This window comes from Thermosynechococcus sp. QS41, assembly GCF_031583515.1.
Taxonomy (GTDB): domain Bacteria; phylum Cyanobacteriota; class Cyanobacteriia; order Thermosynechococcales; family Thermosynechococcaceae; genus Thermosynechococcus.
Genome location: NZ_CP134181.1, coordinates 21757 through 46060, shown reverse-complemented (window position 1 = coordinate 46060; position 24304 = coordinate 21757). Strand labels below are relative to the sequence as shown.

The 24304-nt window shown below is 51.2% G+C and carries 23 protein-coding genes; 11 read left to right on the top strand and 12 right to left on the bottom strand.

From position 1 onward, the window contains the following. Nucleotides 1-3: 3 nt before the first annotated feature. Nucleotides 4-1347, bottom strand: coding sequence for a MotA/TolQ/ExbB proton channel family protein (locus RHJ80_RS00210; protein WP_225901601.1), 1344 nt, complete (start codon nucleotides 1345-1347; stop codon nucleotides 4-6). A 274-nt stretch (nucleotides 1348-1621) separates the two neighbouring features. On the opposite strand from RHJ80_RS00210, the gene RHJ80_RS00205 reads away from it, so the two are divergent. Both RHJ80_RS00205 and RHJ80_RS00200 read left to right on the top strand, forming a co-directional pair. Further along, nucleotides 1622-4951 carry a tubulin-like doman-containing protein gene (locus tag RHJ80_RS00205; protein WP_310801218.1) on the top strand — a complete coding sequence of 1110 codons (3330 nt, stop codon included), beginning with the start codon at nucleotides 1622-1624 and terminating at the stop codon, nucleotides 4949-4951. A gap of 76 nt (nucleotides 4952-5027) precedes the next feature. Beyond that, nucleotides 5028-5501: a type IV pilin-like G/H family protein gene (locus tag RHJ80_RS00200; protein WP_310801217.1), complete on the top strand. Its 474-nt coding sequence runs from the start codon at nucleotides 5028-5030 to the stop codon at nucleotides 5499-5501. Here the strand turns inward: RHJ80_RS00200 and RHJ80_RS00195 are convergent. Continuing rightward, nucleotides 5475-5867 carry a metalloregulator ArsR/SmtB family transcription factor gene (locus RHJ80_RS00195; RefSeq protein WP_310453062.1) on the bottom strand — a complete coding sequence of 131 codons (393 nt, stop codon included), beginning with the start codon at nucleotides 5865-5867 and terminating at the stop codon, nucleotides 5475-5477. The two genes, RHJ80_RS00200 and RHJ80_RS00195, sit on opposite strands and share 27 nt — an antisense overlap. A 118-nt stretch (nucleotides 5868-5985) precedes the next feature. Here RHJ80_RS00195 and RHJ80_RS00190 point away from each other — a divergent pair, with 118 nt between their 5' ends. From RHJ80_RS00190 to RHJ80_RS00180, 3 genes are all read left to right on the top strand, one after another. Then, entirely contained in the window at nucleotides 5986-6153 is a 168-nt protein-coding gene (locus RHJ80_RS00190; RefSeq protein WP_206200560.1) for a metallothionein, read from the top strand. A gap of 174 nt (nucleotides 6154-6327) precedes the next feature. Continuing rightward, complete coding sequence (locus RHJ80_RS00185) at nucleotides 6328-6567, top strand: thioredoxin family protein (protein ID WP_190278283.1); 240 nt, start codon at nucleotides 6328-6330, stop codon at nucleotides 6565-6567. A gap of 101 nt (nucleotides 6568-6668) precedes the next feature. Next, nucleotides 6669-7670: a permease gene (locus tag RHJ80_RS00180; protein WP_310801216.1), complete on the top strand. Its 1002-nt coding sequence runs from the start codon at nucleotides 6669-6671 to the stop codon at nucleotides 7668-7670. On the opposite strand, the gene RHJ80_RS00175 is transcribed toward RHJ80_RS00180, so the two are convergent. From RHJ80_RS00175 to RHJ80_RS00165, 3 genes are read right to left on the bottom strand one after another with little or no spacing between them, the layout of a single operon-like run. Continuing rightward, entirely contained in the window at nucleotides 7662-8654 is a 993-nt protein-coding gene (locus RHJ80_RS00175) for a glycosyltransferase family A protein (protein WP_310801215.1), read from the bottom strand. The genes RHJ80_RS00180 and RHJ80_RS00175 overlap by 9 nt on opposite strands. After that, nucleotides 8609-9376, bottom strand: coding sequence for a glycosyltransferase (locus RHJ80_RS00170; RefSeq protein ID WP_310801214.1), 768 nt, complete (start codon nucleotides 9374-9376; stop codon nucleotides 8609-8611). Before RHJ80_RS00170 ends, RHJ80_RS00175 begins: the two co-directional genes overlap by 46 nt. A gap of 4 nt (nucleotides 9377-9380) precedes the next feature. Next, on the bottom strand, nucleotides 9381-9800 hold the full coding sequence (locus RHJ80_RS00165; RefSeq protein WP_206200556.1) for a DUF4168 domain-containing protein: 420 nt from the start codon (nucleotides 9798-9800) through the stop codon (nucleotides 9381-9383). Nucleotides 9801-10114: 314 nt separating this feature from the next. On the opposite strand from RHJ80_RS00165, the gene psaC reads away from it, so the two are divergent. Next, complete coding sequence (gene psaC, locus RHJ80_RS00160; protein WP_011056855.1) at nucleotides 10115-10360, top strand: photosystem I iron-sulfur center protein PsaC; 246 nt, start codon at nucleotides 10115-10117, stop codon at nucleotides 10358-10360. Between the two features lie 106 nt (nucleotides 10361-10466). Here psaC and RHJ80_RS00155 read toward each other — a convergent pair whose 3' ends face one another. Continuing rightward, the gene (locus RHJ80_RS00155) at nucleotides 10467-10745 is read right to left on the bottom strand and encodes a hypothetical protein (RefSeq protein ID WP_310801213.1); all 279 of its coding nucleotides are present in this window, start codon (nucleotides 10743-10745) and stop codon (nucleotides 10467-10469) included. 235 nt (nucleotides 10746-10980) lie between these two features. Here RHJ80_RS00155 and RHJ80_RS00150 point away from each other — a divergent pair, with 235 nt between their 5' ends. From RHJ80_RS00150 to RHJ80_RS00135, 4 genes are all read left to right on the top strand, one after another. Further along, the gene (locus tag RHJ80_RS00150; protein ID WP_310801212.1) at nucleotides 10981-11433 is read left to right on the top strand and encodes a type IV pilin-like G/H family protein; all 453 of its coding nucleotides are present in this window, start codon (nucleotides 10981-10983) and stop codon (nucleotides 11431-11433) included. Between the two features lie 141 nt (nucleotides 11434-11574). Then, nucleotides 11575-14928 carry a glycosyltransferase gene (locus RHJ80_RS00145; RefSeq protein ID WP_310801211.1) on the top strand — a complete coding sequence of 1118 codons (3354 nt, stop codon included), beginning with the start codon at nucleotides 11575-11577 and terminating at the stop codon, nucleotides 14926-14928. 198 nt (nucleotides 14929-15126) lie between these two features. Beyond that, nucleotides 15127-15423: a ferredoxin PetF1 gene (gene petF1, locus RHJ80_RS00140; RefSeq protein WP_011056851.1), complete on the top strand. Its 297-nt coding sequence runs from the start codon at nucleotides 15127-15129 to the stop codon at nucleotides 15421-15423. 105 nt (nucleotides 15424-15528) lie between these two features. After that, nucleotides 15529-16671 (top strand): GNAT family N-acetyltransferase, encoded by a 1143-nt coding sequence (locus tag RHJ80_RS00135; protein WP_310453831.1) that lies wholly within the window; start codon nucleotides 15529-15531, stop codon nucleotides 16669-16671. Here RHJ80_RS00135 and RHJ80_RS00130 read toward each other — a convergent pair. The 4 genes from RHJ80_RS00130 to RHJ80_RS00115 form a co-directional block, all read right to left on the bottom strand. Next, entirely contained in the window at nucleotides 16668-17411 is a 744-nt protein-coding gene (locus tag RHJ80_RS00130; protein ID WP_310437778.1) for a hypothetical protein, read from the bottom strand. The two genes, RHJ80_RS00135 and RHJ80_RS00130, sit on opposite strands and share 4 nt — an antisense overlap. Nucleotides 17412-17452: 41 nt before the next feature. After that, the gene (locus tag RHJ80_RS00125; protein ID WP_310437777.1) at nucleotides 17453-18928 is read right to left on the bottom strand and encodes a hypothetical protein; all 1476 of its coding nucleotides are present in this window, start codon (nucleotides 18926-18928) and stop codon (nucleotides 17453-17455) included. A 79-nt stretch (nucleotides 18929-19007) separates the two neighbouring features. Further along, on the bottom strand, nucleotides 19008-20558 hold the full coding sequence (locus RHJ80_RS00120) for a DUF697 domain-containing protein (RefSeq protein WP_310801210.1): 1551 nt from the start codon (nucleotides 20556-20558) through the stop codon (nucleotides 19008-19010). Next, entirely contained in the window at nucleotides 20555-20938 is a 384-nt protein-coding gene (locus RHJ80_RS00115; protein WP_302678521.1) for a hypothetical protein, read from the bottom strand. The genes RHJ80_RS00120 and RHJ80_RS00115 overlap by 4 nt, the downstream gene beginning before the upstream one ends. A 203-nt stretch (nucleotides 20939-21141) precedes the next feature. Between RHJ80_RS00115 and gatA the strand changes: the two genes are divergently transcribed. Further along, nucleotides 21142-22590, top strand: a complete 1449-nt coding sequence (gene gatA / locus RHJ80_RS00110) for an Asp-tRNA(Asn)/Glu-tRNA(Gln) amidotransferase subunit GatA (RefSeq protein WP_302678520.1) — start codon at nucleotides 21142-21144, stop codon at nucleotides 22588-22590. 3 nt (nucleotides 22591-22593) lie between these two features. Here gatA and pstB read toward each other — a convergent pair whose 3' ends face one another. Beyond that, nucleotides 22594-23394, bottom strand: coding sequence for a phosphate ABC transporter ATP-binding protein PstB (gene pstB, locus RHJ80_RS00105; protein WP_310801209.1), 801 nt, complete (start codon nucleotides 23392-23394; stop codon nucleotides 22594-22596). A gap of 22 nt (nucleotides 23395-23416) precedes the next feature. After that, complete coding sequence (gene pstA / locus RHJ80_RS00100; RefSeq protein ID WP_302678519.1) at nucleotides 23417-24304, bottom strand: phosphate ABC transporter permease PstA; 888 nt, start codon at nucleotides 24302-24304, stop codon at nucleotides 23417-23419.

The window sequence follows — 24304 nt, the reverse complement described above, 5'->3', positions numbered from 1 at the left end:
AGATTATTTTTGCGGTCGATCTTCTTCGTATTCGTAGAGCCTAGGCTGTTCCACGAGCATCAGTCGCCGCGGCTGAGCCAATTGCCGCAGTACCGGTTGCAAACTGGCCAAGGTGTGGTTGAGGCGATCAAGCAGCAGTTGCAAATTGCCAGTATCCGCTAGTGCTTGCAGGGCTTGGTTGAGGGTTTCTAACAGTTGTAACCGCTGTTGCAGGGTGCGATCGCTCTCGGCCAAGAGTTGAGCAATGTACTGACTTTGTTGCCGCAGTTCTTGGGCAATGGCGGTCTGTTCCTGATTGACGTGCGCCAGTAGTTCCCCTTGGCTGTGCTGAATCTGGGTCACGAGGCGCTCAAACTGCTCAATGGACTGTTGCTGGCGCTCCTCCAGTGTGGCCACAAATTGCTGCCGATCCCTGACCACGGCACGGGCCAGTTGATTTAAGTTGTCCAAGAGTTGTTGCAGCCGTTCCTCCGTGGGCAGCTCCGTGCGAATCGTTTCCTGAATCACGTCTTGGAGAGTGTCGCGATCCACCCCTGCGGACGTATTCGTAACGGGGAGGCGGGGCAGCAGTTGATCGTTAATGTAGGTGTCAATTTGCAGCAGCAGCTTATTCTCCCAGCGTTCAACGATCACCATCGGAATCATCACCAGCACACTCAGCACCAAGGCCACGAGGGTCGTATCAAAGGCCACTGCTAGCCCCGTCGTTACACCGCCAATCCCCTCCTTGATTTGGTTCACGTCCTGAGCCGTCTCCAAAAAGCTGGAAAAGCCACTGACCGCTTGGCTAATCCCAACCACGGTGCCAATAAAGCCCAGCAGGGGAATCGCCCAGACGAGAACACGGGGAATCGTATAGGAGGCATCAGTGGCGGCTGCGGCACTGCCACTCTCTTCTGCGGCGGCTTCAACGGCAATCTCTCGCTGGCCACTACTGAGAAACGCGCCTAAAACACGGGCACAGCGATTGGGCAGCAGTGTCCGCCGTTGGGCAAGGGTTTGCTGTAATTGCAAAATATCCCGCATTGAGGTGAAGGGGTAGTTGGCGGGAATCCAGATTTGCCGCAGGCTGGGTGCTTGTTGAAAGAGGGCGATCGCCTTCAAAATCGTAAACACCAAAACTGTCCACGCAAAAAAGACAGCCACGGGTTGCGTCCAGCCACGATTGAGGAGCAGTTGGCCAAGGTAGGTGCCCTGAAGGGGCAAAAAGAAAATGTAAAGGATCACCGTAGCAACGGCAGCGATCGCCAGCGCTAACCACAGCGGCACAGTCAGATCTTGGCGGGGTACCGCCACCGGTGTTAGGGAAGGGGCAGTTGTTGTCGAAACCGGAGAAGAAGCTGTCATGACGATACTCAGGGCGCAAACATCTTTCAATCTATCGTGAAGGCGCCTCAAATTTTGGCAACTGCGGCTGCTCCCTGCTGCCGATCAGGGAATGAACCAGCCCCGAAATCCACAGGGTACTGCCGTGAGAGGATTCGTACCAGTTCCCAGTCAATGAGTCTCCTACTACCACGGTTCTCTGCTCTCCTGAGGGATGGTATTCATGGACAGGCCACTCCAGACTTGGTAGACATCCTTGCTAGGATGGGGATGACTGGTCACGGAGACGGGAATCATGCCTGCACAGGTGGAGGAAAAGTCCATTGTTCCGACAGTAATTGTTGGCGTGGGAGGTACAGGCATTGAGGTGCTATCGCGGGTGCGGCGACTGGTGGAAGAAACCTACGGCAGTCTGAAACAGTTTCCCGTGATTAGCTTCCTTGCCATTGACACCGATCGCGACTACAAAGTGAGTAACCCCCTCGCCGCTGGCTCTCCCCTCAAGGACAACGAAAAGCACTGGGCCAGTGTCAGTGGCAAAAACGTGCAGCAAATCATTCAAAACCTCGACAACTACCCGTGGATTGCCTCTTGGTTTCCCAAGGAACTGGAGCGCAACATTACCGCCCTAGAGGCCGGGGCGGGTCAAATCCGTGCCTGTGGTCGGTTTGCCTTCTTTTGCAACTACCATGCGATTCAACAAAAGTTCCAAGCGGCCAGCGATCGCGTTAAAGGCCACGAAAGTTATATGCAAAGCCGCTATGGGGTCAAGGTCAACAACAGCAGCTTAAATGTCTTTATTACGGGCTCCCTCTCTGGGGGCACCGGTAGCGGTATGCTCATTGACTTGGGCTATTGTGTGCGCCATTGGCTCAAGGGGCAGTCGAGTCCCCTCGTCACGGGAATTGTGCCCATGCCCAATGCCTTTGCCGCCATTAGTGTCGGCGATCGCGTGCTGGCCAATGGCTATGCCGCCCTCATGGAACTCAGTTACTTTGCCGACTACCGCACCGAGTACGTGGCGCAATTTAGCAGCAGCCTCAGCGACGAAGTGCGCTACAACTGTCCTCCCTTTGACTTTACCTACCTCGTGGGCACCAAAAACGGCGAGAATGAATTCAAGCTCGATGAGATCCGCGAGATGATTGCCCAAAATATCTTTTTGGATCTCACTTCTGACTTTGCGCCCCACAAACGCTCGATTCGCGACAACATTAAGGCAGCTTGGGCCTCTCAGGATGCCGGGGGGCGGGGCTATCCCAAGAGCTTTATGGCCTTTGGCCTCTCCAGTGTCGAAATTCCCATTGCCCAAATTCGTGCCTCCTTGACCTATCGCCTTTGCCAAGACTTTATTCACTGGTGGCTGAACGAATCGGTGCAATTGCCACCCCAGCTTTTAGAGGTGACCCAGAGTCTCCTGAAACCCATGAACTTGCTGGATGTGGATTTGGTACTGGCCTTAGCAGCAGCGGGCGATCGCCCCTACATGCAGGAAATTTCCCGCTGGGTTAACGATCTACGCAATCAAATTAGCCGTGAAAACCGCCTTGAATGTACCCAACAGGGGGTAGGGGGCATGATTGGTGCCGAAAGAGGCAAAATTTTGCAATTTGTGCCTTGGCTGAGTGAACAGGTGGACAATTACCGTGCTGCCCACTTGCGCGAACTTAGCCCCGATGAGCGTCTCCACGGTGACTTTTTGCAGCGCATGTACGACAACCGCAATCAAATTATCCAGCAGGCTCGCCAAAGTCTTGAGGAGGAGTTCTACCGCATTGTTGAAGATCGCAATCGCGGACCCAAGTTTGCCAATGCCTTTCTGCTGCAAATTCGCCAAATTTTTGTCAGTCAGAAGGAAAAATATGACCGCGAAATTCAGCAAACTTGGCAACCCAATATCACCAATCGTCAGCGGCAATACGAAAATGCCCTGCAGGATATCCAGCACTTTAGCACTCTCTTTGGCATCTCCAAGCAAGCGAAAATGGAGGAATTCTGCCAGCAGGCCCTAGAGGGGATTGAGGGCAGTTTCAATGCCATCATTCAAGCTAAAGCCCGCTTTCTGGCCAAGGAGGTGATGGACAAACTAGAGGAATGGCTACAAGGGATGGAGGCACGTCTTGCCAAGCTCAACCAGCGGCTCCTCAATTTACGGGATAGTTTCAAGGCAATGGCCGATAGTCAAGCGGATAGTGCCGATGCCCTGCGAATCAATGGGGTGAAGCTCTACGATCGCCAAGAACTCAATGGCCTCTATCAAGACTTGGTGGAACGCTATGCGGGTGCCAATACCGGGGTGCAGTCCACATTTGCCATTGGTCTGAACCAACTCTGTACCACAACGGCAGCAACGGTGTTGCAGGAGGCCAGTCCCCTCTGGAAGGAAACCCGCGCCGCCAATGAGGTGATGCGTCTCTTGGATTTGGCACAACTAGCGGATGTCCAAGAAAGTGACCTGCGGGAGATTATCCAAGAAACCGTACGGCGCACCGTGCAAAATGCCCCAGAAGAGAGCCGCCTTGTGCGGGATCTCACTGCCTGCGATCGCCTGTTGCAGGTTTATCGCAACGATGAAGGGGAAATCCTCAGTGTCCTGCGCATGGCCTATCAGAAATCAAAGCCACTGCTATTGCTCTCCCAAGCGGTCATGAGTGGTCGTGATGCTGGCTTTACTCCTTCAGTGAATACCAATATCGCCATTGTCGGCGGTGAAAATACTACCGATTTGGCTGCCAAAAAACTGATTCCCCTGCTCAAGAACCTCGTCAAACCGAATGGCCAGAGCATTACCAGTGATGACATTAAGCCTTTGGGCGATCGCGAACGCCACCGCATTGTCTTTGTCCAAGAGATGGGGGGCTTTTCCCTACGCTGTATTGAGGGCATGCCCGAACTGCGCCAGTCCTACCAAGATTGGCGAGGCCAAATGATTACCGCCAAACGCGCCCGCCTGCGGGGAGAAAACCGCGATTTGCCCATCCCCGTACATCTGCAAAAGGATCCCCCCTTCTGGGATGTCTTTCCAGAAAACCCCCAAATTCTAAAACTGGTGGTGATTGCTCGCGCCCTTGATGTCCTCAAACAAGCAGAAAACCGCGCCACCCGTGAAGCCACCATCCGCTACACCCGCCATACCGCCGTTGGTCTTGAAGATGTGGATATTGCCGCCAACTGGGAGGAAGTGACCCAAGTCCTAGAGGTGTTGGCCTGCCGTCCCGACTTAGAGGAAATTCAGCGCCAAGTGACCGTTATTCTCAAAGCAGCCGAAACCCCAGAACAAAAGCAAGTCCTCTATGAGCATCTACTGAACTACTTGAAGCGACGCGAGGAAGAACTCCACAAAGCTGGAGGACGCGACAGCCTTGAATATAAGCGAGAAGCCGCCATTCTCCAAGAGGTGATCCAAACCTATCAATTGGCTCAAGGCACACCAGCCCCTAGCCCCACACCAATGTCCCCTGCTCCTGAACCACCTCCATCCCAACCCGAACCAACACCTGAAACCAGTGCTTCGGCGAGTTCCTCTGGCTTAGAGCAACTGCAACAACTCATGGCCATGTACCAGCAGGGGCTACTCTCAGAAGCGGAGTTCCAAGCGGCCAAGAAAAAACTACTGGGGCTATAGGGGAGCTCCCTGTAATTTTACGGAGATCTGTGGGAACACTTTAGGGTAAAGACGAGTCCAACACTGGAGCACTTCTATGTCTCCCTATCGTTCCAACTTGCCTTGGTTCTACCGATCGCTCATCCTCTCGAAAGGCTTTACCCTGATTGAACTGCTCGTCGTCGTCATTATTATTGCGATTTTGGCCGCGATCGCCCTCCCCTCCATGTTAAATCAAGCCACCAAAGCCCGCGAATCCCAAGCCAAAACAAACGTTGGTGCGGTCAACCGTGCGCAACAGGCCTACCGTTTGGCCAATCCCACATTCACCACTGACATCGCAAGTTTACAAATCGGCTTTAGTGATACGCCCGACTATGATTACGCAATCACCGCTGCGAATAGTAACTATGCTGAATTCCGAGCCACCCCTGAGCGTTCAGAATTGAAAGCGTTTACGGGCTGCACCTATGCTACGTTTACAACACTAACCACAACCCAAATTTTAGAAGCTGCCCCCGCTGGTTCAGGAATTGCCTCACCCTCATCTTGCCCCGTTCCCACTCCCTGAAGTGTCTGATGCGTCTTCATCTAAGTGTTCTGCGACCGCCTCATAAAGAGCGAGGACATGGTGATCTAGCAATTGATAAAAGATATGCCGCCCTTGGCGACGAAACTTGACCAGTCGCATGGCCTTAAGCATCCGCAATTGGTGGGAGACGGCAGACTCGCTCATTTCCAGTGCCACGGCAATATCGCCAACACAAAACTCCCCTTGGGCGAGCAAGGCTACAATCCGCAGTCGGTTGGCATCGGCTAGCAGGCCAAAAAATTGCGCCATCCGTTGGGCTTTTTCTGTAGAGAGCAGGCGATCGCTCGCTCGTGCCAAAGCCTCTGGATGATGAGGATGAGAAGGAGCAAAAATTCTAGTATTCATACTTCCATCATAGGCGTTGATCAGGTGCTAACTAATTGACATTTGAACAACTGTTCAGATATATTAAAGGAGAGGTGAAGCATACCTCCCTTGTGTCACCCATTTGGAGAAAAAAGCCATGACAACCGTTACCCAAATGAAATGCGCCTGCCCCCACTGTCTCTGCATTGTCTCCCTCAGCGAGGCCATCATGGTTGAAGGCAAACCCTACTGCTCCGAAGCCTGTGCCAACGGCACCTGCAAAGAAAGCGGTGGCTGTGGCCATACAGGCTGTGGCTGTAGCTAAAGCTCGCAATTTTTAGCTGAATGGGCGGGGAACTCCGCCCTTTACCACTAGCAAGCCTTAGCAGGAAAGCTGAAGGGGTGCTACACTTGTGCAAGCGGAGTTAAGCATCGCCTCAGGATAAAACACGAAAAGCGCTCAGACCTAGGTGCATGTCGCCTAAAAGTAGAGGGAAAGATTATGACATTAAAAATAGAAATTTTAGGCACAAATTGCAAAAAATGTCAACAACTAGAAGTGAATACTCAAACTGCTGTTAAAAATCTCAACTTGGCGGCCGAAATTACTCACGTAACCGATAGCCTAGAAATAGCCAACCGAGGAGTAATGTCAACACCTGCTTTGGCCATTAATGGCAAGGTGGTCAGCAAAGGAAAAGTCTTAACGCCTGAAGAAATTGCATCCTTCTTAAAATAACATTCCGTAGAGTATTGCTATTGGTAGCGTTTCAATTGCTTGAGGTTTTCTCAATTTGAAAAAAGCCCAAGTGTTCGCTACAAACTTAACTGGAAAAAGACATGCTGGATTTGTTTTACCCCTTTGATTGGTTATCTGCTCAAATAGTTACGAAGTTATTTGGCTTATCCCTAGATTCACACCTAGGCAAAAGTTTGCACTTCTTCTTTTACGATGTGCCAAAAATATTAACCTTATTAGCTGTAATTAGCTTTGTAGTTGGAACACTGCAAACTTTCTTAGAACCTGAAAAAGTTAGAGTTTATTTAGAAGGAAAACGCAAATTAAGCGGGCATATTTTAGCAGCAAGTTTAGGAGCAGTAACACCATTTTGTTCTTGTTCTGCCGTGCCTTTATTCATCGGTTTTGTTAAAGCTGGCATACCTTTAGGTATTACCTTCTCCTACCTTATTTCCGCTCCGATGGTGGATGCAGTTGCTGTATTTTTATTATTCGCTTTATTTGGTCTAAAAATAACTTTATTTTACATCTTTTTTGGGATTACATTAGCTGTTATTACCGGTTATATTATTGGCTTGTTGAAGCTAGAAAAATGGGTAGAACCTTTTATTTGGGAATTAAAAAATAAACAGCATAAACAATCTCAAGATGAGGATATTGAACTAACAAGATCCTCTCAGATGAGCTGGGAAGATAGATTCAAAGTTGGTTGGTTTCAATCGAGTGAAATTCTTAAATCGGTTTGGATTTATGTGATAATTGGGATTGGTATTGGTGCTGGAATTCACGGTTATATGCCCGGTCAACTTATTAGCGAATGGATAGGAAAAGATAACCCCTTTGCCGTCTTAGTTGCTGTTTTAATTGGAGTACCCCTTTATACTAATATTGCAGGGGTTTTACCCATTGCCTCAGCTCTATTTTCCAAGGGAATGCCTATCGGTACAGTCTTATCTTTTACCATGGCAGTGACTGCTCTTTCTTTGCCAGAAATGATCATTTTGCGAAAGGTTTTAAAACCAAAATTATTAGGTACTTTTATTAGTTTAACTACCTTAGGAATTGTGGGGGTTGGTTATTTATTTAATGCTATCTCAGCCTAACAGATCCTTAGCCCGCTCCTTAGCCTGCTGTCGCTGTTGCCGATGGCGTCTATGCTTAAGGAACCCAAGAAAACTTCTGGGGCACAAATAAAGGACAACAAGGATTAGGAGCAACTCATAGCACCCACTGCGCCATGTGAGGCGAAGAAGAGTTTTCGTATCCAATGTCTCTGCATTAATTTTGGTGTTTATCAATGTGGCTATGGCAATTCGGCGAAAACAGGCCTTAATCCCTCGGCGGTGGTGGTAAGGAGTTTGCTGAGAGTGTAACAACTCTACTAAAAAAGGTAATGAAGCAGGGAGTGCAGCTTGAGGGACTTTACTGCAGCGATTCTCTGCATCTTGGTTATAGATAACAGTAACTATTGCTGCATGAGCCACAGGGTATTGGTACCCCAAGTGCCACCAAGCGATGTAGTCCTCATTTAGTTTGACACCCACAGGGAAGCCCCCAACAGAAAGTAGCGCCTCCTTGCAAACACAAGCAGTTGAGGAATTAACAATGCTTAGTCCTTGGGCATGGGCTTCAAAGAACCGCTCCACCATGCCTCGCCAGCCATATGGCAACCCGCTTGGTGGCAAATAGTAGTTCCCATGTTGCCGAATTAAACAAAATGTACTCCACAAAGCGGCTTGCGGAAACTCCGTGATTAATGTTTGAAGAGTACTCAAGTGCTCGGGCAACCACTCATCATCAGCATCCAAAAATGCGACGTAGGGATAACTGGCTTCCTGTAATCCGCGATTACGGGCGGCGCTCACCCCTTGGTTTGGCTGTTGAATCAAACGCACACCCTGATCCAAAAAGCCGCGAACAATTTCAGCTCCAGCATCAGTTGACCCATCATCAACCACAAGAATCTCAGCTGCTGGGCTGGCTTGCTGCAAAACGCTCCTCAGCGTATGAGCAATATGCCTAGCTTTGTTATACAAAGGAATTACAACAGAAATTTTGATCTCTGTTGTTGAATGCGGGGCCAACATCTGATAATCCGATAAAAGAGTAGCAAGGTTTGGACAAGGAGGGAGTGTCCTAAACGAACTTGAACCCGATACAGCTCAACAATCAATCCCAAAAGATCGCTACCACTGGTTCCATGGGGATGGAAACGCCCAGCAATAAAATCTCTCCTAGCAACCCTTGCGCCTGCACGAATTGCTTGCATAACAAAAAGCTGATCCGCTAGGAGAGGAAAATGGCGGGAGTATTGACCAACCCTTTGGTGTAATGTGCGTCGAATTGCCAAGCCAACAGCATGACCAGTTACGTGAGCCTGCATTCCCTTCCGCCATTCCCATGCTGGCTGCCAAACAGACGCTATGTCACGCTCTCCTATGTAATAGCTAGCAGTAACAAAATCCGCCCCTGTTTCCTCGCAAGCGATCTTGTATTGGGCAACTGCCTCAGGAAAGAGCTCGTCATCTGCACCCATCACCAGATAATAGTCTCCTGAGGCTAGGCGAATAGCACGGTTGAGGGCATCATAGATCCCAAAGTCAGGTCGCGAGTCGACAACGACTGCCTTGAGTTCAGCTGTTGCTGCTTCTATTAGCTCTAAAGTGCGATCTGTAGAGCCACCATCGGCAACGACCCACTCAAAGTCTTGATCGGTTTGAGCAATCAACGACGCAATCAACCGTGGCAGGTGTTCCTCAGCATTATAGGTCGCAGTAATAATACTTAGAGTTGGTTGAGTGGGTTTCATGGGTTCAAGGTCGCTGCAATCGCACCATCTCGGCCTGAATACGCTGACTCAAGGCGCTGTCTTGCTGTGCTCGCAGTGTAATCGCATTGAATTGCTCTAAAGACATATTATATTTCCTCAGCACCTGCATTGCCTCACGCACATAATTAGCACAGATGGTCTCCAAGCCACTGGGGATATTTTGGGGATTCATACCAAAGCAAGAGTTGCGGGGCACTTGACCTTGGAAAGCCACCTGAGCTTGACGATAGTATTTTTGACGAATGGGTTCAATTTCCAGAACCACGCGGGCATAGTTCATGATCTCCCACGGAGCGATCGCATCTGTGCGCGGGGAAGTTTGAGCCAAGGAATGAGGTGAAGGCACAGGCACCAGCAGTAGGCCTGCACTACACACAGCAAGGGGCAACCACTTCCAAGACATTGACCACCACACACAACGCATCCGACTACACTGTACTTGGAATCCCTAGAACCCTTTCAAGTTCCGCAACCCAGGCAAGCGCCACGGATTAAATGACTAAGATTGACCCCACAGTAGGTAAATTTACCAGACTTTACAAAAAAGTTACATTCTTTGAAGTTTGCTCATCCACCCCGCCGCGCAACCAACCACTGCGGTATCCTAAATCTCGGTATTTATCTCCAGACTGCCCTTATTGTCGTAGCTTAGGGGCTTCCTGAGTTGGCGGCAGGGCATCCACCTGTCATCCTGATCGTTTTAGGAGCGGTTACCACATGGCTCACACTGTCAAAATCTACGATACCTGCATTGGCTGCACCCAGTGTGTGCGAGCCTGCCCCACCGATGTGCTGGAAATGGTGCCTTGGGATGGTTGCAAAGCGGGTCAAATTGCCTCCTCCCCTCGCACAGAAGATTGCGTTGGCTGCAAACGCTGCGAAACGGCCTGTCCGACGGACTTTTTGAGCATTCGTGTCTATTTGGGTGCCGAAACCACCCGCAGCATGGGTCTAGCCTACTAGTCCCCTATTTTCGTGAAACCTTCGGTAAATCCTTGATTGGGCTTGAGGCAATATCCCTACGTCTCAAGTCTTTTATTTGTTTTAGCGGCCGTACTCTACCTACTGCTCAAGGCTGATCCTCGTTGCTGAGGCGGTTTTGCAGGTCATCCACCGCTTCATTAATTTGGGCAATTTTGGCCTCTAGCTCTAGGCGCATCGACTCCATTAAGTTGTCATCACTGCCGTTGAGAGGAGTGGCTTTATCCCCCCGCAGCCGTTTGGATTCACCCGTAGCTGCTTGCCGCAGTCTGTCCTTGACTAAAAGCGTGACAAGGGAACCCGCAATGCCCCCAAAAAGGGCACCTGCAAGAAATCCCCAGCCAAAGCCATTGCCACGGTTATTCATAAAGAGACTGATCAGGCTTGATAACTATAGACTAGCCTACTGCACATGAGGCGAAGATACCACGCGAGCCAGCTACCGCAAATTTAGCAGATTGGGAATGACGCCTACCGAGGGCACTCCAGTAGTAGCGGGGAAAAAATCGGAAACTTTTTAGCAGGGGTGTTAATTTTGCTGCAGGGGGTGGGTATGTTATGCCTAGAGGCGAATATGTCTTGACTTAAGGAGTCTCAAAAATATGAAAACCGAACTGAAAGCGAAATTCCTCCAGCACCTGCTGGCCAAGAAAAAAGCCAACGAAGGCTTCACCCTGATTGAACTACTGGTGGTGGTGATCATCATCGGTATCTTGGCCGCCATTGCCCTGCCCTCCATGCTCAACCAGGCGGCTAAAGCCCGTCTCGCCAGTGCTAAAAACGCTGTGGGTGCGGTCAACCGTGCTCAGCAAGCCTACCGCTTGGAAGCCACTTCATTTGCCAACGACCTTGCTACGCTCAAAATTGGTGTCAGCCAGCCTGATGGTTACAGTGCGCTGACACTGGCCAACGTTGGTGTGAATACTGCTGATGTGACTACAAACTCTAATGACACCGCAGGTACAGGTGTGCGTGGCTGTGTCACAGTTGCTAATGGTGTAACGACTGCTACCATTAAGGAAGGAAGTGACCAAAGTGCTCCAGGTAGCTGCTAAGTGCAGCTAAATTCAAGTAGCCAAGAGACTTAAGTGGTCTCAAATGTACATAAGCTTAAAGCCAAGGAACAATTCTTGGCTTTTTTTAATCAAAAAATATCGTACTAAGAGAAAATTATATTAATTGGTAGTCCTCTTGCGATGCGGATTCTTTTTGTTGATCGGATTCGTTGGCAGTACACACTCAACACACCCTATGAAGCTCCCTTAGGGGGATCACAATCAGCACTCTGTTATCTAGCGGAGCAGTTGCAGCGGCGGGGGCATGAAGTTTGGCTTTTCAACAGTACACAGCACATTGAATCTATTCGCCATGTTCCCCACCTACCCTTGTCTTGGCTAAGAGTAGAATTCCTTGAACAACTGCGTCCCGATGTTGCTGTTCTGCTCAACCGTGCCCTACCGATGGATCCGCTGCGCTCTGTCCTGCCACCCCAGACTCCTCTACTACTATGGACACAACACGCTGCCGATCAACCTGCCGTTGAATCTTTGCAATCCCCTGAACATCAAGAGGTCTATCAACGGATTATCTTAATTAGTCAGTGGCAGCAAGAGCAATATATTGAAGTATTCAAGATTCCTGTTGAGAAAACCGCTGTCCTGCGTAATGCCATTGCCCCTTGTTTTGAAAACCTTTTTGATCCTACAGAATCTATCCTTAAGGCAAAGGCGCAACCCTTGACGCTGGCCTATACGAGTACCCCCTTTCGCGGTTTGCATCTACTTCTTGATCTCATGCCTTTGCTGCAGGCGAGCCATCCCGCAGTACAGCTCAATGTTTATTCCAGCATGAAGGTCTATCAAGCCAGCGAGGCTGAGGATCAGCAGCGGTATGGGAACCTTTACCAACGCTGCCATGACTTGGCCAATGTCAATTATATTGGCTCACTCCCCCAACCAGAACTAGCTCAAGCCCTTAAATCCACTGCCATTTGGGCTTATACGAATACCTTTGCTGAAACCTCCTGCATTGCCGCAATGGAGGCTATGGCCAGTGGTTGCTACGTCATTACTAGTGAACTGGGGGCACTCCCTGAAACAACAGCGGGCTTTGCTGACCTCATCCCTCTTCCCCACGAGGACTATCTGGCTGCCTATGGCTGCGTGCTTGATCAGGTGATTCAACGGTTTAAAGACCCTCAAGCTCATGCCGCCCTCGATGCCCATCTCCGTGCTCAAGTGGACTACATCAATCGCCACTGCACATGGTCAGTTCGTGCCCGCGAATGGGAAGCATTTCTAGAACAAGTTTTGATACAGGTGGCTGTTGTTCCCAATGTAATTGCTTGGACATCCCATTTACGTCATAACCTGAAACACCAGCGCTATGAAAAAGTCCTCAGCACCTGTGAGAGGCTCAGCCAAACTCACCCCAGCGCCCAATGGATAGGCTACCAAGGAGGAACCTATCTACTTCAGGGGGAAGAATCCGCTGCTCAACTGTTGTGGTCTGTCTATCTGAGTGAGTTTCCTGAAGATACTACTGCAACCCACACATGGGCAAAGATTCTAGCTGAAATTGCCTCTTTTTCCGATGTAGATTTGACTCATCGCTTTATTCTGCTGACCTATGCCTATGAATTTGAGGCTAAAGTTTCTTGGGGATTCCAGTTGTTAGCACTGTTACTAGAACTGCGGGTGGAACCAAACGAGGTTGATTCTCTACTGGAGCAGTTGTCTTCCTCGCTACAGGAGGAGGGTTTTGAAGATAACAATCAGGCTGACGATGCTCTAAAAATCGCTCGCTACTTAATTACCTATTACCTAGACCTACCCTCGCTCCCCAATTTTCTAAAAGCTCTGAGCCAGTGTCCTACTCTCAGTAATTCGCTTCAGGATTTAATTTTTAATGAACTCAGTAATGCTCCAGCACAGCGGGCAAAAGTTCTCGCTCCCTTATATCTAGAGCTAGCTAACGAGCAATGGGGTCTCTACGAGTTTTTGGCACGCATGGCTTGCTTGGGCGGGCTACCTGAGTTATCACTAGCCTGTGCTCAACGACTAGCTGAGGATTCGTTGACACCCCTTGGTAGAGATTTGACTCTGACCACTCAGCTCCATGTATATCAAACCTTTAAGTATGATCTGCGCTACGACCAAACATTAGCTAGGCTATTTCAACAATGGCAGGAGCAGCTTTCCAGTTGCCATATCTATCTTCAAGAGCATTTAGATGGTGCAGCGGTAGGTTTTGGCGCTTTTTTCTACGCCAGTTCTTCTTACTTTCACTGGTGTCACTACATTGATGAGCCAAAGTTATTAAAGCCAATCTACAACCAGCGCAATCAGCTTTTTTATAATCATGCCCATAATTACTTGAAAGACATAGGGAAATACTGTCACATCTTGAAAAGAGAGTCTGAAAAAATTCGGGTTGGCTTGATCGGAATGTGCTTTCAGGAGCATCCCGTTGCTCACCAAATCCGTGGCTTCATTCACTGCTTTAATCGTGAAGAATTTGAGGTCTTTGGCTATAGTCCATGGTCAGAGTCAATCAAGCAAGACAACATTGCGCGTTGGTTTCAATCTCACTTGAGCCATATTCGTCAAGGGGGCAAAAGTGCTACTGAAATTGCTCAGCAGATTTATGACGATAAAATTGATCTTCTCATTGACTTAGATAGCTGCACCAGTGACCTTACCTATCAAGTTCTCACCCTCAAGCCAGCACCTGTACAAGCGACATGGGTGGGCTTTGATGCCATTGGCTTGCCAACAGTAGATTACTTTATTGTTGACCCGTATATTCTTCCCGAGGGAGCGCAGGCATGGTACACAGAAACCCTGTGGCGGCTGCCGGATTGTTATCTCTCCCTTAATGGCTATGAAGTGGCCAATAAAACCGGAATTCGCGATCAATTGGGGCTGAGTGCCGATACGGTGATCTTTCTGTGTGCGCAGCGAGCCAGTAAAATTCAACCCGAAATGCTCAAGCTGCAATTTGCCATTGTTGAAGCGGTGCCAAATGCTGTACTTATTGTGAAGTATCACCATAGTAGCTCGATTTTTGAGGAGTGGTGCCGCAGTGTGGCGGAAGCTGCCGGATTTGATTTAAGCAAACTCTATTTCTTGACATCAAATCTGCCAGAGATCCACCGTGCCAATCTCTATGATGTGGATGTGGTGCTGGATACCTATCCCTATGCTGGGGGAGCAATGAGTCTTGAAGCCCTCTGGTTGGAGGTGCCAATTGTTACAAAGGTAGGCCAGCAGTTTGTGGCACGGCACACCTATACTTTCCTGAAAAATGTCGGCGTTGAGGAGGGGATTGCCTTCAATGATGAGGAGTATGTGAATTGGGGAATTCGTTTTGGTACAGAGCCAGCGCTGCGGCAGCAGGTCAGCTGGAAACTGCGCCAAGCTAAACGCTATGCCCCCCTGTGGAATCCCCAACGCTTTAGCCGTGAGATGGAGCAAGCCCTAACGGCCATGGTGAATCGGTATGGGACAGGGGAGTTGGTTGTGCCCCCGCGCCATCGAGTCGGAGAATAGAGCCAGTCATCGAGTTTGCTTAATTTTCTCCATAGGGTTCAATGTCTATAAGTATTTCAGATACCTTGGGAGCCTCAAATTACGAAAACGATACAAAGAGGGACTTGAATCCAACCATCAAGGTTAGGGTTTTCCCCTAGTATCTAAATTGGAGCGTGATGGCTCCCTGCCTTTTCCATACATGAGAGGACAAGATTCATGGCAACCTACAAAGTAACGCTAGTGCGTCCTGATGGAAGCGAAACAACAATTGACGTGCCCGAAGATGAGTACATTCTGGATGTGGCTGAAGAGCAAGGCTTAGACCTGCCCTTCTCCTGCCGTGCTGGTGCTTGCTCGACCTGTGCCGGCAAGCTGCTGGAAGGGGAAGTGGATCAGTCGGATCAATCCTTCTTGGATGATGACCAAATCGAGAAGGGCTTTGTGCTCACCTGTGTCGCCTATCCCCGTTCTGACTGCAAAATCCTCACCAACCAAGAGGAAGAACTTTACTAAGGCGATTTTGCACAATTTATGTTGCTGGGGCGGTTGTCGTTGGGCATCGCCCCTTTATTTTGGGACTAGAGTCCTTAAGATGGAAGTAGTGATTGGTGCCGGCTGATGGTTTCCGACTTGCCCTCCACTGGTGATTTGATTATCCGTCCCTTGGCCTATCGGGATGTGGAGGTGGTGGAACAGCGGCTGTGCCATGAAGGGGTACATGATCAACCCTTTGGTCTGCCGTCCTTGGCGGGTGGCCTGATGACCTCACCGCTGCATCTATTGCAGTGGCTAACGGGGATGAGCAAGCTGCGGATTTATGTCGCGGAGCGGGACAACCAAGTGTTAGGCGTTGTGCAGGTGGCTCCCTTTAATGAAAGTCGCACCACATGGCAGGTGCAGCAATTGGCCGCCCAAGAGTTTACGGAGGTGGGGACACAACTCCTGCGCCACTGTTTTAGTACCCTTGTGGAAGCCCGTACTTGGATGGTTGAAATCAATATTGACCACCGTGAAGCACTAGACCTCTACCGCCAAAATGGCTTTCAACCCTTGGCGCATCTCACCTACTGGCAAATTTCAGCGGATCAGTTGGCAGAACTGGCACAGGGCACGCCTTGCTTGCCTAATTTGCTGAAGGTCACGAATGCTGATGCACGGTTGCTGCATGAGTTGGATACGATGTCGATGCCGGCACTGGTGCGCCAAGTCTTTAATCGTCACTATCGGGACTTTCAAACGAGTCTTTTGGATTGGCTACACCACGGTTTGGCCAGTTGGTCGCAACAGGTACAAGTGCATCGTGCTTATGTGTTTGAACCACAGCGGAAGGTGGCGATCGCCTCCTATACACTCCATACCAGCCAAGATGGACACACGCCCCACTGGCTAGACTTAACAGTACATCCTGCCTATACAAATCTGTATCCAGGGGTACTGACCCACATTGCTCGCTTGGTGCAGGCCTATCCGCCCGTACCTCTACTGCTGTCTTCGACGGATTACCAAGGGGAGCGAGAAGCCTACCTTGAAAGCTGGGCTGAACCTATCCGCCGCAGTTTAATGATGTCGCGCTCGGTGTGGCACAAGGTGCGGGAAGTGCGATCGCCCCTGCCGGAAGGCTTGACCTTATCAGAAGTGCTGCAAGGCCTGCAAACCCATCGCCGTCCTCAACCCGGTCAGATTCATACCAAAGAGGGAGCACAGGCCTACTACCGCGAGCACTCACCCGAAAACACATCGCCCCCAGAAGCCCAATCCTAATCTTGGGAGAGGGAAATTTCCGAGGTTTCAGTGTAGCCTTGGAGGGCTTGTAAAAGCCGTTGGATTGCGGTTTCATTGTCGAGGGGCAACCCTTCTGGTTCAGCAACAGCCGTGCGCTGGGTGAGCTGCGGTAGAGTGTCGAGGGGTTGACCGTAGGTATTGCCCTTGGTGGCCAGCGGTGTGCTTCGGGGCAGCGGGTTGAGGAAGCTAATTTGCTCAGGCAAGTAGAAGATGGGTTGCAGGTGCTCTAGGGGAAAGGTGCCATAGCCTTGGGCATCCGCTGGATGGTGTTGCCAGTAGTCAAGAAGGGTCTGGCGATCGCAAAACCCCAGCATCTGTGCCTGACGGCGATCGCGATCCAAACCAACAGCAACCGCCAAATCGGCGTTGATCACCCCCAAAAATGTCGGGCAATGAATCCGCAGAGACTCTCCCGCCTCGACAGGATAGATAGATAACTGCACCCCTTCCAAGTTGAGATCCGCAATGTCCACAAGGTCAAGAACCTCTGGCCGCTCACACCAAGTGGTACTCAAGGTCAGATCATCGGGCAGATCGTCCAGATCATCCTGCTTACTGGGAACACCCTCATTTTCCCACCAGTCAATGAAGGCGTAGAGGGCAACCAAATAGGGCAGAACCTGCCGTTGCCGACTGGGGCGACATCCCTGAAGCACCGCATGGGCGGCATCCAATATCAGGGAACGAATGGGAACAGTCGGTGCCAAAAAGGAAGTCATAGCCGTCGTCATCCAAACCAAGTACGAAAAAGCGAGGCTGCCTAGGGAAGGTAGTAAATATCGTTATGCTCACACCACTGCGCAAGTTTGGCCTCTATTTGCTCATCAATTTGTTTTGCGGTGTAGCGGCCACGGGCATAATCAGGGTGAATTTCACGGCGGGTTTGCCGTCGTTGGTGGGGGCTGGGGATTGATTGGGTTTCATACCATCGCCTCATCCATTGCGGAATCTGGGGATCTTGAAAGAATTTACGGTAGAGCCACAGGCGGTATTCACGACCGAGGCAGCGAGAAATCGTGGGCTGGCTGACAAAGAGTTCACGGGCAATTTCGGCTTGGGTACGGCGACGCTCACACCAATCCCTGACCCATGTCGGCGTCTGCGGATCATTGAGAAACTCCACTATGCACTCCACCCCTTGGCCATTGCTGGTTGGCAGTGTGCGGGTATCGGGATAGTTGTCAATCCATTCTTGGTTGCTGTCGGTGGAGCAAATGTTCAGAGAGCGAGTGGACTGCACATAACGTCCAAGAATACGCCGCACCTGTTGATGAATGTCGCGGGTGTACTCGATCGTCCAACCCAAGAGTTGGGCAATGTGCTGGCGCAAGCGAGCCGTCGAAGCACGGATACGGGGATCGGTAATTTCCGTTTGGACAATCGTAATCAACTGAGCGCAGGCTTTGGGATCAATCTCCCGTTGTACCTCAGGGGGTGCTGCTTGATAACGATCTTGAAAGACTTGCAGGGCGCGGTTGTCATAGAAGAGCAGTTCATCGGCCTCGCGCTTGAGGAGTTTGCGTTTTTCATCCGCCAGTTTATTGCTGATGACCGTGCGCACCCATGCTTCAAAGGTGGGACGACCATGACCAGTGGCACCAAAGGGCTTGAGGGGGTCAAAGGATTTCATTGCTTCCCAGAGCCAGCCCGTGAGGTTACTTTGGCATTGCTCGGGATCAGAACTCCCCAGACACACCGTGCGCAGGAGATCGCGGTACTCTTGGCGAAACTGGGGGGATAGGAGAACCGTTGCGCCGAGTTCTTGACGTAGGCACTGGATAAAGAAGGCAAGGAAACACTCGGCCTCTGTCAATTCGGGAGAGGGATTACGGTTGGCTAGGGCTGGGCGACTAAAGGCAAGCACCAGTTGCTTTAGGGGTTGATTGTACTGGCCACGATTGAGGCGATCGTACTCGTCTTGAATGACGGTGGCGGGAATTTGCAGTAACCGCTGCACCGTTTTTTGCACTGCCTGCTGTTGGAGTTGATCGCGGCTCAAGTTTTCTAGGCAGCGAGGAAAGAGGCGAAAATAGGCTTCCACTAGGCGTTGGAGATAGCCGCCGCGTTGACTCAGATGGGTATCAATGTTGCGCTCGAGGATGGCTCGCAGGGCTTGAGAGAGGGGCTTCGTCACAGCGGGCGATCGCTCCCCGGCCAAATAACGAGACCGAGCTGCCTGCAATAACTGCGGCAGTTGTTCCACCTCAAGATCGGGACTGCGGGTCGAGAGACTCATCCGAAATCGGTAACATAAAATAGTTACTGAACATAGTAGCGGTTTTTGCTAAGACCCTTGGGGGAATCCTAAGAATACCTTAAGGCAGCTCTTCCTCATGGGATAGGGGTGTTTTCATTGCTTCAGGCATCATGGTGCCAAGTTGTGCAGGTAAGCGGGCGATCGCCTGCTGCACAAAGGAGCGAATAAATTCATCGCGGCGATTGAGTTCAAATTGCTGTTGAACTACTTCGCTGATGCCACCATCGCCCCAGTCTTGGTTGTGGCGAAAATATTCCATAAAACTTTTGCCCGCAATCCGAGTGAGATAGGCGGCTGTAATTCCTTGGACGGCTTTGCCCACCACCAGCCCCCCCATGCTCAATTGCAAGGCCGTACCGACGAGATTCATGGCTCCCTTAACAATGCCCAAGCTGGCCAGGGTTTTGCCTAGGGAAAGAGCTAGCTCGCGGGCGCGATCGCGATTCAGGTCACAGCCATAGACCTTGCCAATTTCCATCACCATTTGCGCATTCACGGCGGCGGCAGCCAGTAGATCTACGCCGGGAATCGGCGTGACACAGACCACACCCGCACTGATCCACTGGTAGCGCTCCACCACCTTATCGGCTTGGCGGCGCCGTTGCTGATCAATGATTTTGCGAGCCTGCTCCCCTAGGCGTTGCGACTGCAAGAGGATATTATCTGCCACGAGGTCATCCCCTTCCTCGCGGAGAATGGCACTCAGCCGCCGAATCAATGGCCAAATATGGGGTTCGGGTTCTAACCACTCTCCTGTGTCGAGGCGAATCGGTTGGGGACGGGCGGCAATACCCACCACATCTTGGGGTGGAATCAACCCCTTGACCCGCTGCCGTAGATGGCGCAAAAGAGCCAGTTGATCGGCCTCGGAGCGCAAGTCAATTTTATTGAGGACCAAGAGCGATCGCTTGCCCATTTCCACCAAGTTGACCAAGGGGGTATATTCCGACTGGCGCAGGTCATCATCGAGCACAAAAAGGAGTAAGTCTGCTTCGGCGGCCAGTTGTCGCGCTAATTGTTCCCGGTAGGTTCCAGCCACACCCGCCTCCAAAATGCCGGGGGTATCGGTAATCAGAATTTCCCGCTCTGTATTAGGTAGCCAAAAACGATAGGTTTGCCCCACTGCAGTGGTGCCCATTGTTGGTGCCACTTCCCCCACCATTTCACCAAGGAGGGCATTGACGAGAGAGGTTTTACCCGCTGAACCGGTGCCAAAGACCACAATGCGCAATTCTTGGCGGTAAAAATCCTCCGCCAGCTCCCGTGCCCGTGCCAACAGTGCTTGCCGTGCCACCTCATCTTCAATTTGACTCAGTTGCTGGCGTAGGGCTTTGAGGTTTTCGGCGGCGGCCTCCGTTTTATCGAGGGGGGCTTGGGGCGTAGCGGTGGCGGGCTTGCCCTTGCGCTCAAGTAAGTACAGGTAACGAAAGAAGGTATAGAGCAACCCCCCCAATAGACCAATGAAAATCAGCACCAAGAGATTGGCCAAAAAGGGGGCAGTAAAGGCCACCTGTACATAGAGCCACGTGAGTGCCGATATCAACCAGAGGATGAGCACCAGAATGGCGCTGAATCCCAATAGGGGCCAAAACCAACGCCTAGGGGTCATGGCAGGTATTTCATCAGACGTTGTAGGAAGGGCAATTGCAGCGATCGCCCCTGCCACAACTGTACCATCAGCCCCAAGTTCACCAGAAAATAGGCGGATCCCCAGAGACTATTGAGAAAGAGTAATAGGCCATGATGCAGAGACTGGGCTTCACTCACGCTGACCGCCCCATTCAGCAGGCCATAGCCCAACAGCCAAATGAGACCAATGAGAACAGCGAGGCGGCTCACTTGTCGGGTCTGGCGATCGCTCCCCCGGCGACTCAACTGCCACAGTGCTGGAATCATGCCAAAAATGGGCAGCAAATAGACAAAGAACAACAATCGCTGCAATGTCGGGTTGGTAAAGGCTTCCCGATCCACGGGGTCGAGCGGTTCCATCGAATACTCCCCAAGGGCATGAGCACCGTCGTCAGGGCTTCTTGATTCCTAATATATCGCTGATTGATTCAGAGACAGCCCTGTGCCAAAGCGCTGCATCTGGAGCAATAAATGATCAGCCACATTGCTAAACTTAAGATTGGCCTGTTTGCGGCCATGCCCGCGATCGCCAGTGTTGCATTGTCACTAGGGAATCTGCATTTATGTCAGTGATTCAGGAGCTCCACCGTCAACTCGTTCGCAAAGAACGCTCCGCCACTGAAATTACCCAAGCTTACTTAGATCGCATTGCCCAAGTGGAGCCAACGCTCCATAGCTTCTTAACCGTGACGGGCGATCGCGCCCTTGCCCAAGCGGCCGCTGTAGATGAGCGCATTGCTGCCGGTGAAGAGATTGGTGTGCTCACAGGGATTCCCTTGGCCATCAAGGATAACCTTTGCACCTACGGTGTGCGCACCACCTGTGCCTCTAAGATGCTGGAGCACTTTGTCCCCCCCTACGAATCCACCGTGACCCAAAAATTGCAGGCCGCTGGCGCGATTATGGTGGGCAAAACCAATCTCGATGAATTTGCCATGGGCAGCTCCACCGAAAATTCTGCCTTTGGTTTCACCGCCAATCCTTGGCATCCAGAGCGGGTCTCTGGGGGGTCTTCTGGGGGATCTGCTGCTGCCGTTGCTGCCGGGGAATGTGCGGCTGCCCTTGGTTCCGATACCGGCGGTTCCATTCGTCAACCCGCCGCCTTTTGTGGGGTGGTCGGCCTCAAACCGACCTATGGTTTGGTGTCGCGCTATGGCCTTGTTGCCTATGCGTCGTCATTGGATCAAATTGGGCCTTTGGCACCGACAGTTACCGATGCTGCGATTCTTTTGGGGGCGATCGCGGGGCATGATCCCAAGGATGCCACCAGTCTCAGCGTGTCGATTCCCGACTACACCCAAGCCCTCAAACCCGATCTCAAGGGAATGCGCATTGGCGTTATTCAAGAAACAGTGAGTGAAGGCATCCAACCAGAAGTGAAATCTGCCCTTGAGGCCGCCCTAAAAACCCTAGAGGAATTGGGGGCCACGATTGTTGAACTCTCCTGTCCCCGCTTTGCCTACGGCCTGCCCACCTACTACATTATTGCCCCTTCGGAAGCCTCGGCAAACCTAGCCCGCTATGATGGCGTGAACTTTGGTTTTCGCGCTGAAGGAGCCAGCGATCTCCTTGAAATGTACATGAAAACCCGCGCCCAAGGCTTTGGGGCTGAGGTGAAGCGACGGATCATGATTGGCACCTACGCCCTTTCCGCTGGCTACTATGATGCTTACTACCTACGGGCACAAAAGGTACGCACCCTGATCAAAGAAGACTTTGCCCAAGCCTTTGCACAGGTGGATGTTTTGGTCTGCCCCACAGCTCCCACCACTGCCTTCAAAGCTGGGGAGAAAACCGCCGACCCCCTGAGTATGTACCTGTCAGATCTGATGACCATTCCCGTCAACCTTGCCGGGCTACCAGGCTTGAGCCTCCCCTGTGGCTTTGATCACGAAGGGCTGCCCATTGGTCTGCAATTGATTGGCAACGTCCTAGGGGAAGAGACCCTATTTCACGTTGCCTATGCCTATGAACAGGCGACCCCTTGGCACCAGCAGCAGCCGCCGCTTTAGATCTTAGCCGAAACGGCCACTGACATAATCCATCGTGGCTTGCTCTTTGGGGTTATTGAAGACAATGCTAGTATAGTCATACTCAACGAGGTAGCCTACCCGGTTGCCCCGTTCTGTGGCCTCGGCATTAAAGAAGGCAGTGCGATCGCTCACCCGAGTCGCCTGTTGCATATTGTGGGTCACGATCACAATCGTGTAGTTCTGCTTCAATTCATGGATCAGTTCTTCCACCTTGAGGGTAGAAATTGGGTCAAGGGCAGAACAGGGTTCATCCATGAGGATGACCTCGGGCTTGGTGGCGATCGCCCGCGCAATACATAGCCGTTGCTGTTGTCCGCCAGAGAGCGACAGACCACTTTCTTCGAGCTTGTCTTTCACCTCATCCCAAAGAGCCGCCTGCCGTAGCGCAGTTTCCACTAGCTCACCCAAATCCCCCTTATACTTATTGACCCGCGCTCCAAAGGCCACATTGTCATAAATTGACTTGGGAAAGGGATTAGGCTTTTGGAACACCATGCCAATGCGCCGCCGCACCTCCACGGGATCCACCTCTGGGGCGTAGAGATCTTTGCCATGGTAGGTAATTTTGCCTTCGACTCGGGCACCCGGCACCAGATCATTCATGCGGTTAAAACAGCGCAGCAGCGTGCTCTTGCCACAACCCGATGGGCCAATGAGAGCCGTTACTTCATTGGCATAGATGTCCATCGTCACATCCCGTACTGCCCGAAATGAACCATAGAAAATCGAAGCATTCTGCACTTGGAGAACTACTTTAGGAGTGGGTTGAGGGTGAGTTGTCATAGAACAGTTACCTTTTAAGTCTTTAGTAGCGTTTCTTACGAGTGAGTAAGCGGGAGCCAATACTGACGATCAAAATGATGCTCAGCAACACCAACGCACCTGCCCATGCCAGTTCCTGCTGGGGTTTGTAGGGAATGATGGCAAAGAAATAAACCTGTACCGAAAGCGTGGAAATGGGGCGAAACAAATCCGTTGACCAGAAATTATTATTCAGAGCCGTAAAGAGGAGAGGTGCCGCTTCACCCCCTGCCCGCGCCACCGCTAGAGTCACTGCCGTGGCAATAGAAGGCAACGCCGCAGGGAGAACAACTCGCGTCACCGTCTCAAAACGAGTGGCACCCAATCCCAATGCTGCCAGACGAACCTCCTCAGGTACCAGCACCAAGCCTTCCTCTGTGGTTCGCATCACAATGGGCAGCATGACAACTGCCAGAGCCACCCCACCGGCAAAGGCACTAAAGGTGCCCATCGTCATGACCACAATCGTATAGGAAAACAAACCCGCAATGATAGCGGGCACCCCACTGAGAACGTTTGCCGAAAACCGCACCCAATAGGCGATTTTGCTCCCCCGCCCAAATTCGGACAGCCACACAGCGCCCAAAACGCCAATGGGAACACTAATCGCCATGGCAACAGCGAGCACGATTAACGTACCAACGATCGCATTTCCCAAGCCCCCCCCACTCAAACCCGGCGGCGGTGGCAGTTTTGTAAACAGATCTAAGTTAATCCGAGGCAGTCCTTGGGACGCCACATTGATGACAATGGCTGCCAAGGGAATCACCGCAATGACAGCAAACAGTCCCGTCACACCTGTCATCAACAGACCAAAGAGGTTTCGTGCCGAAGTCCAGACCTTGCCTAGTTGAATCTCTGCGGTAGAAAGGCGGTTACTGATCTCTGTCAT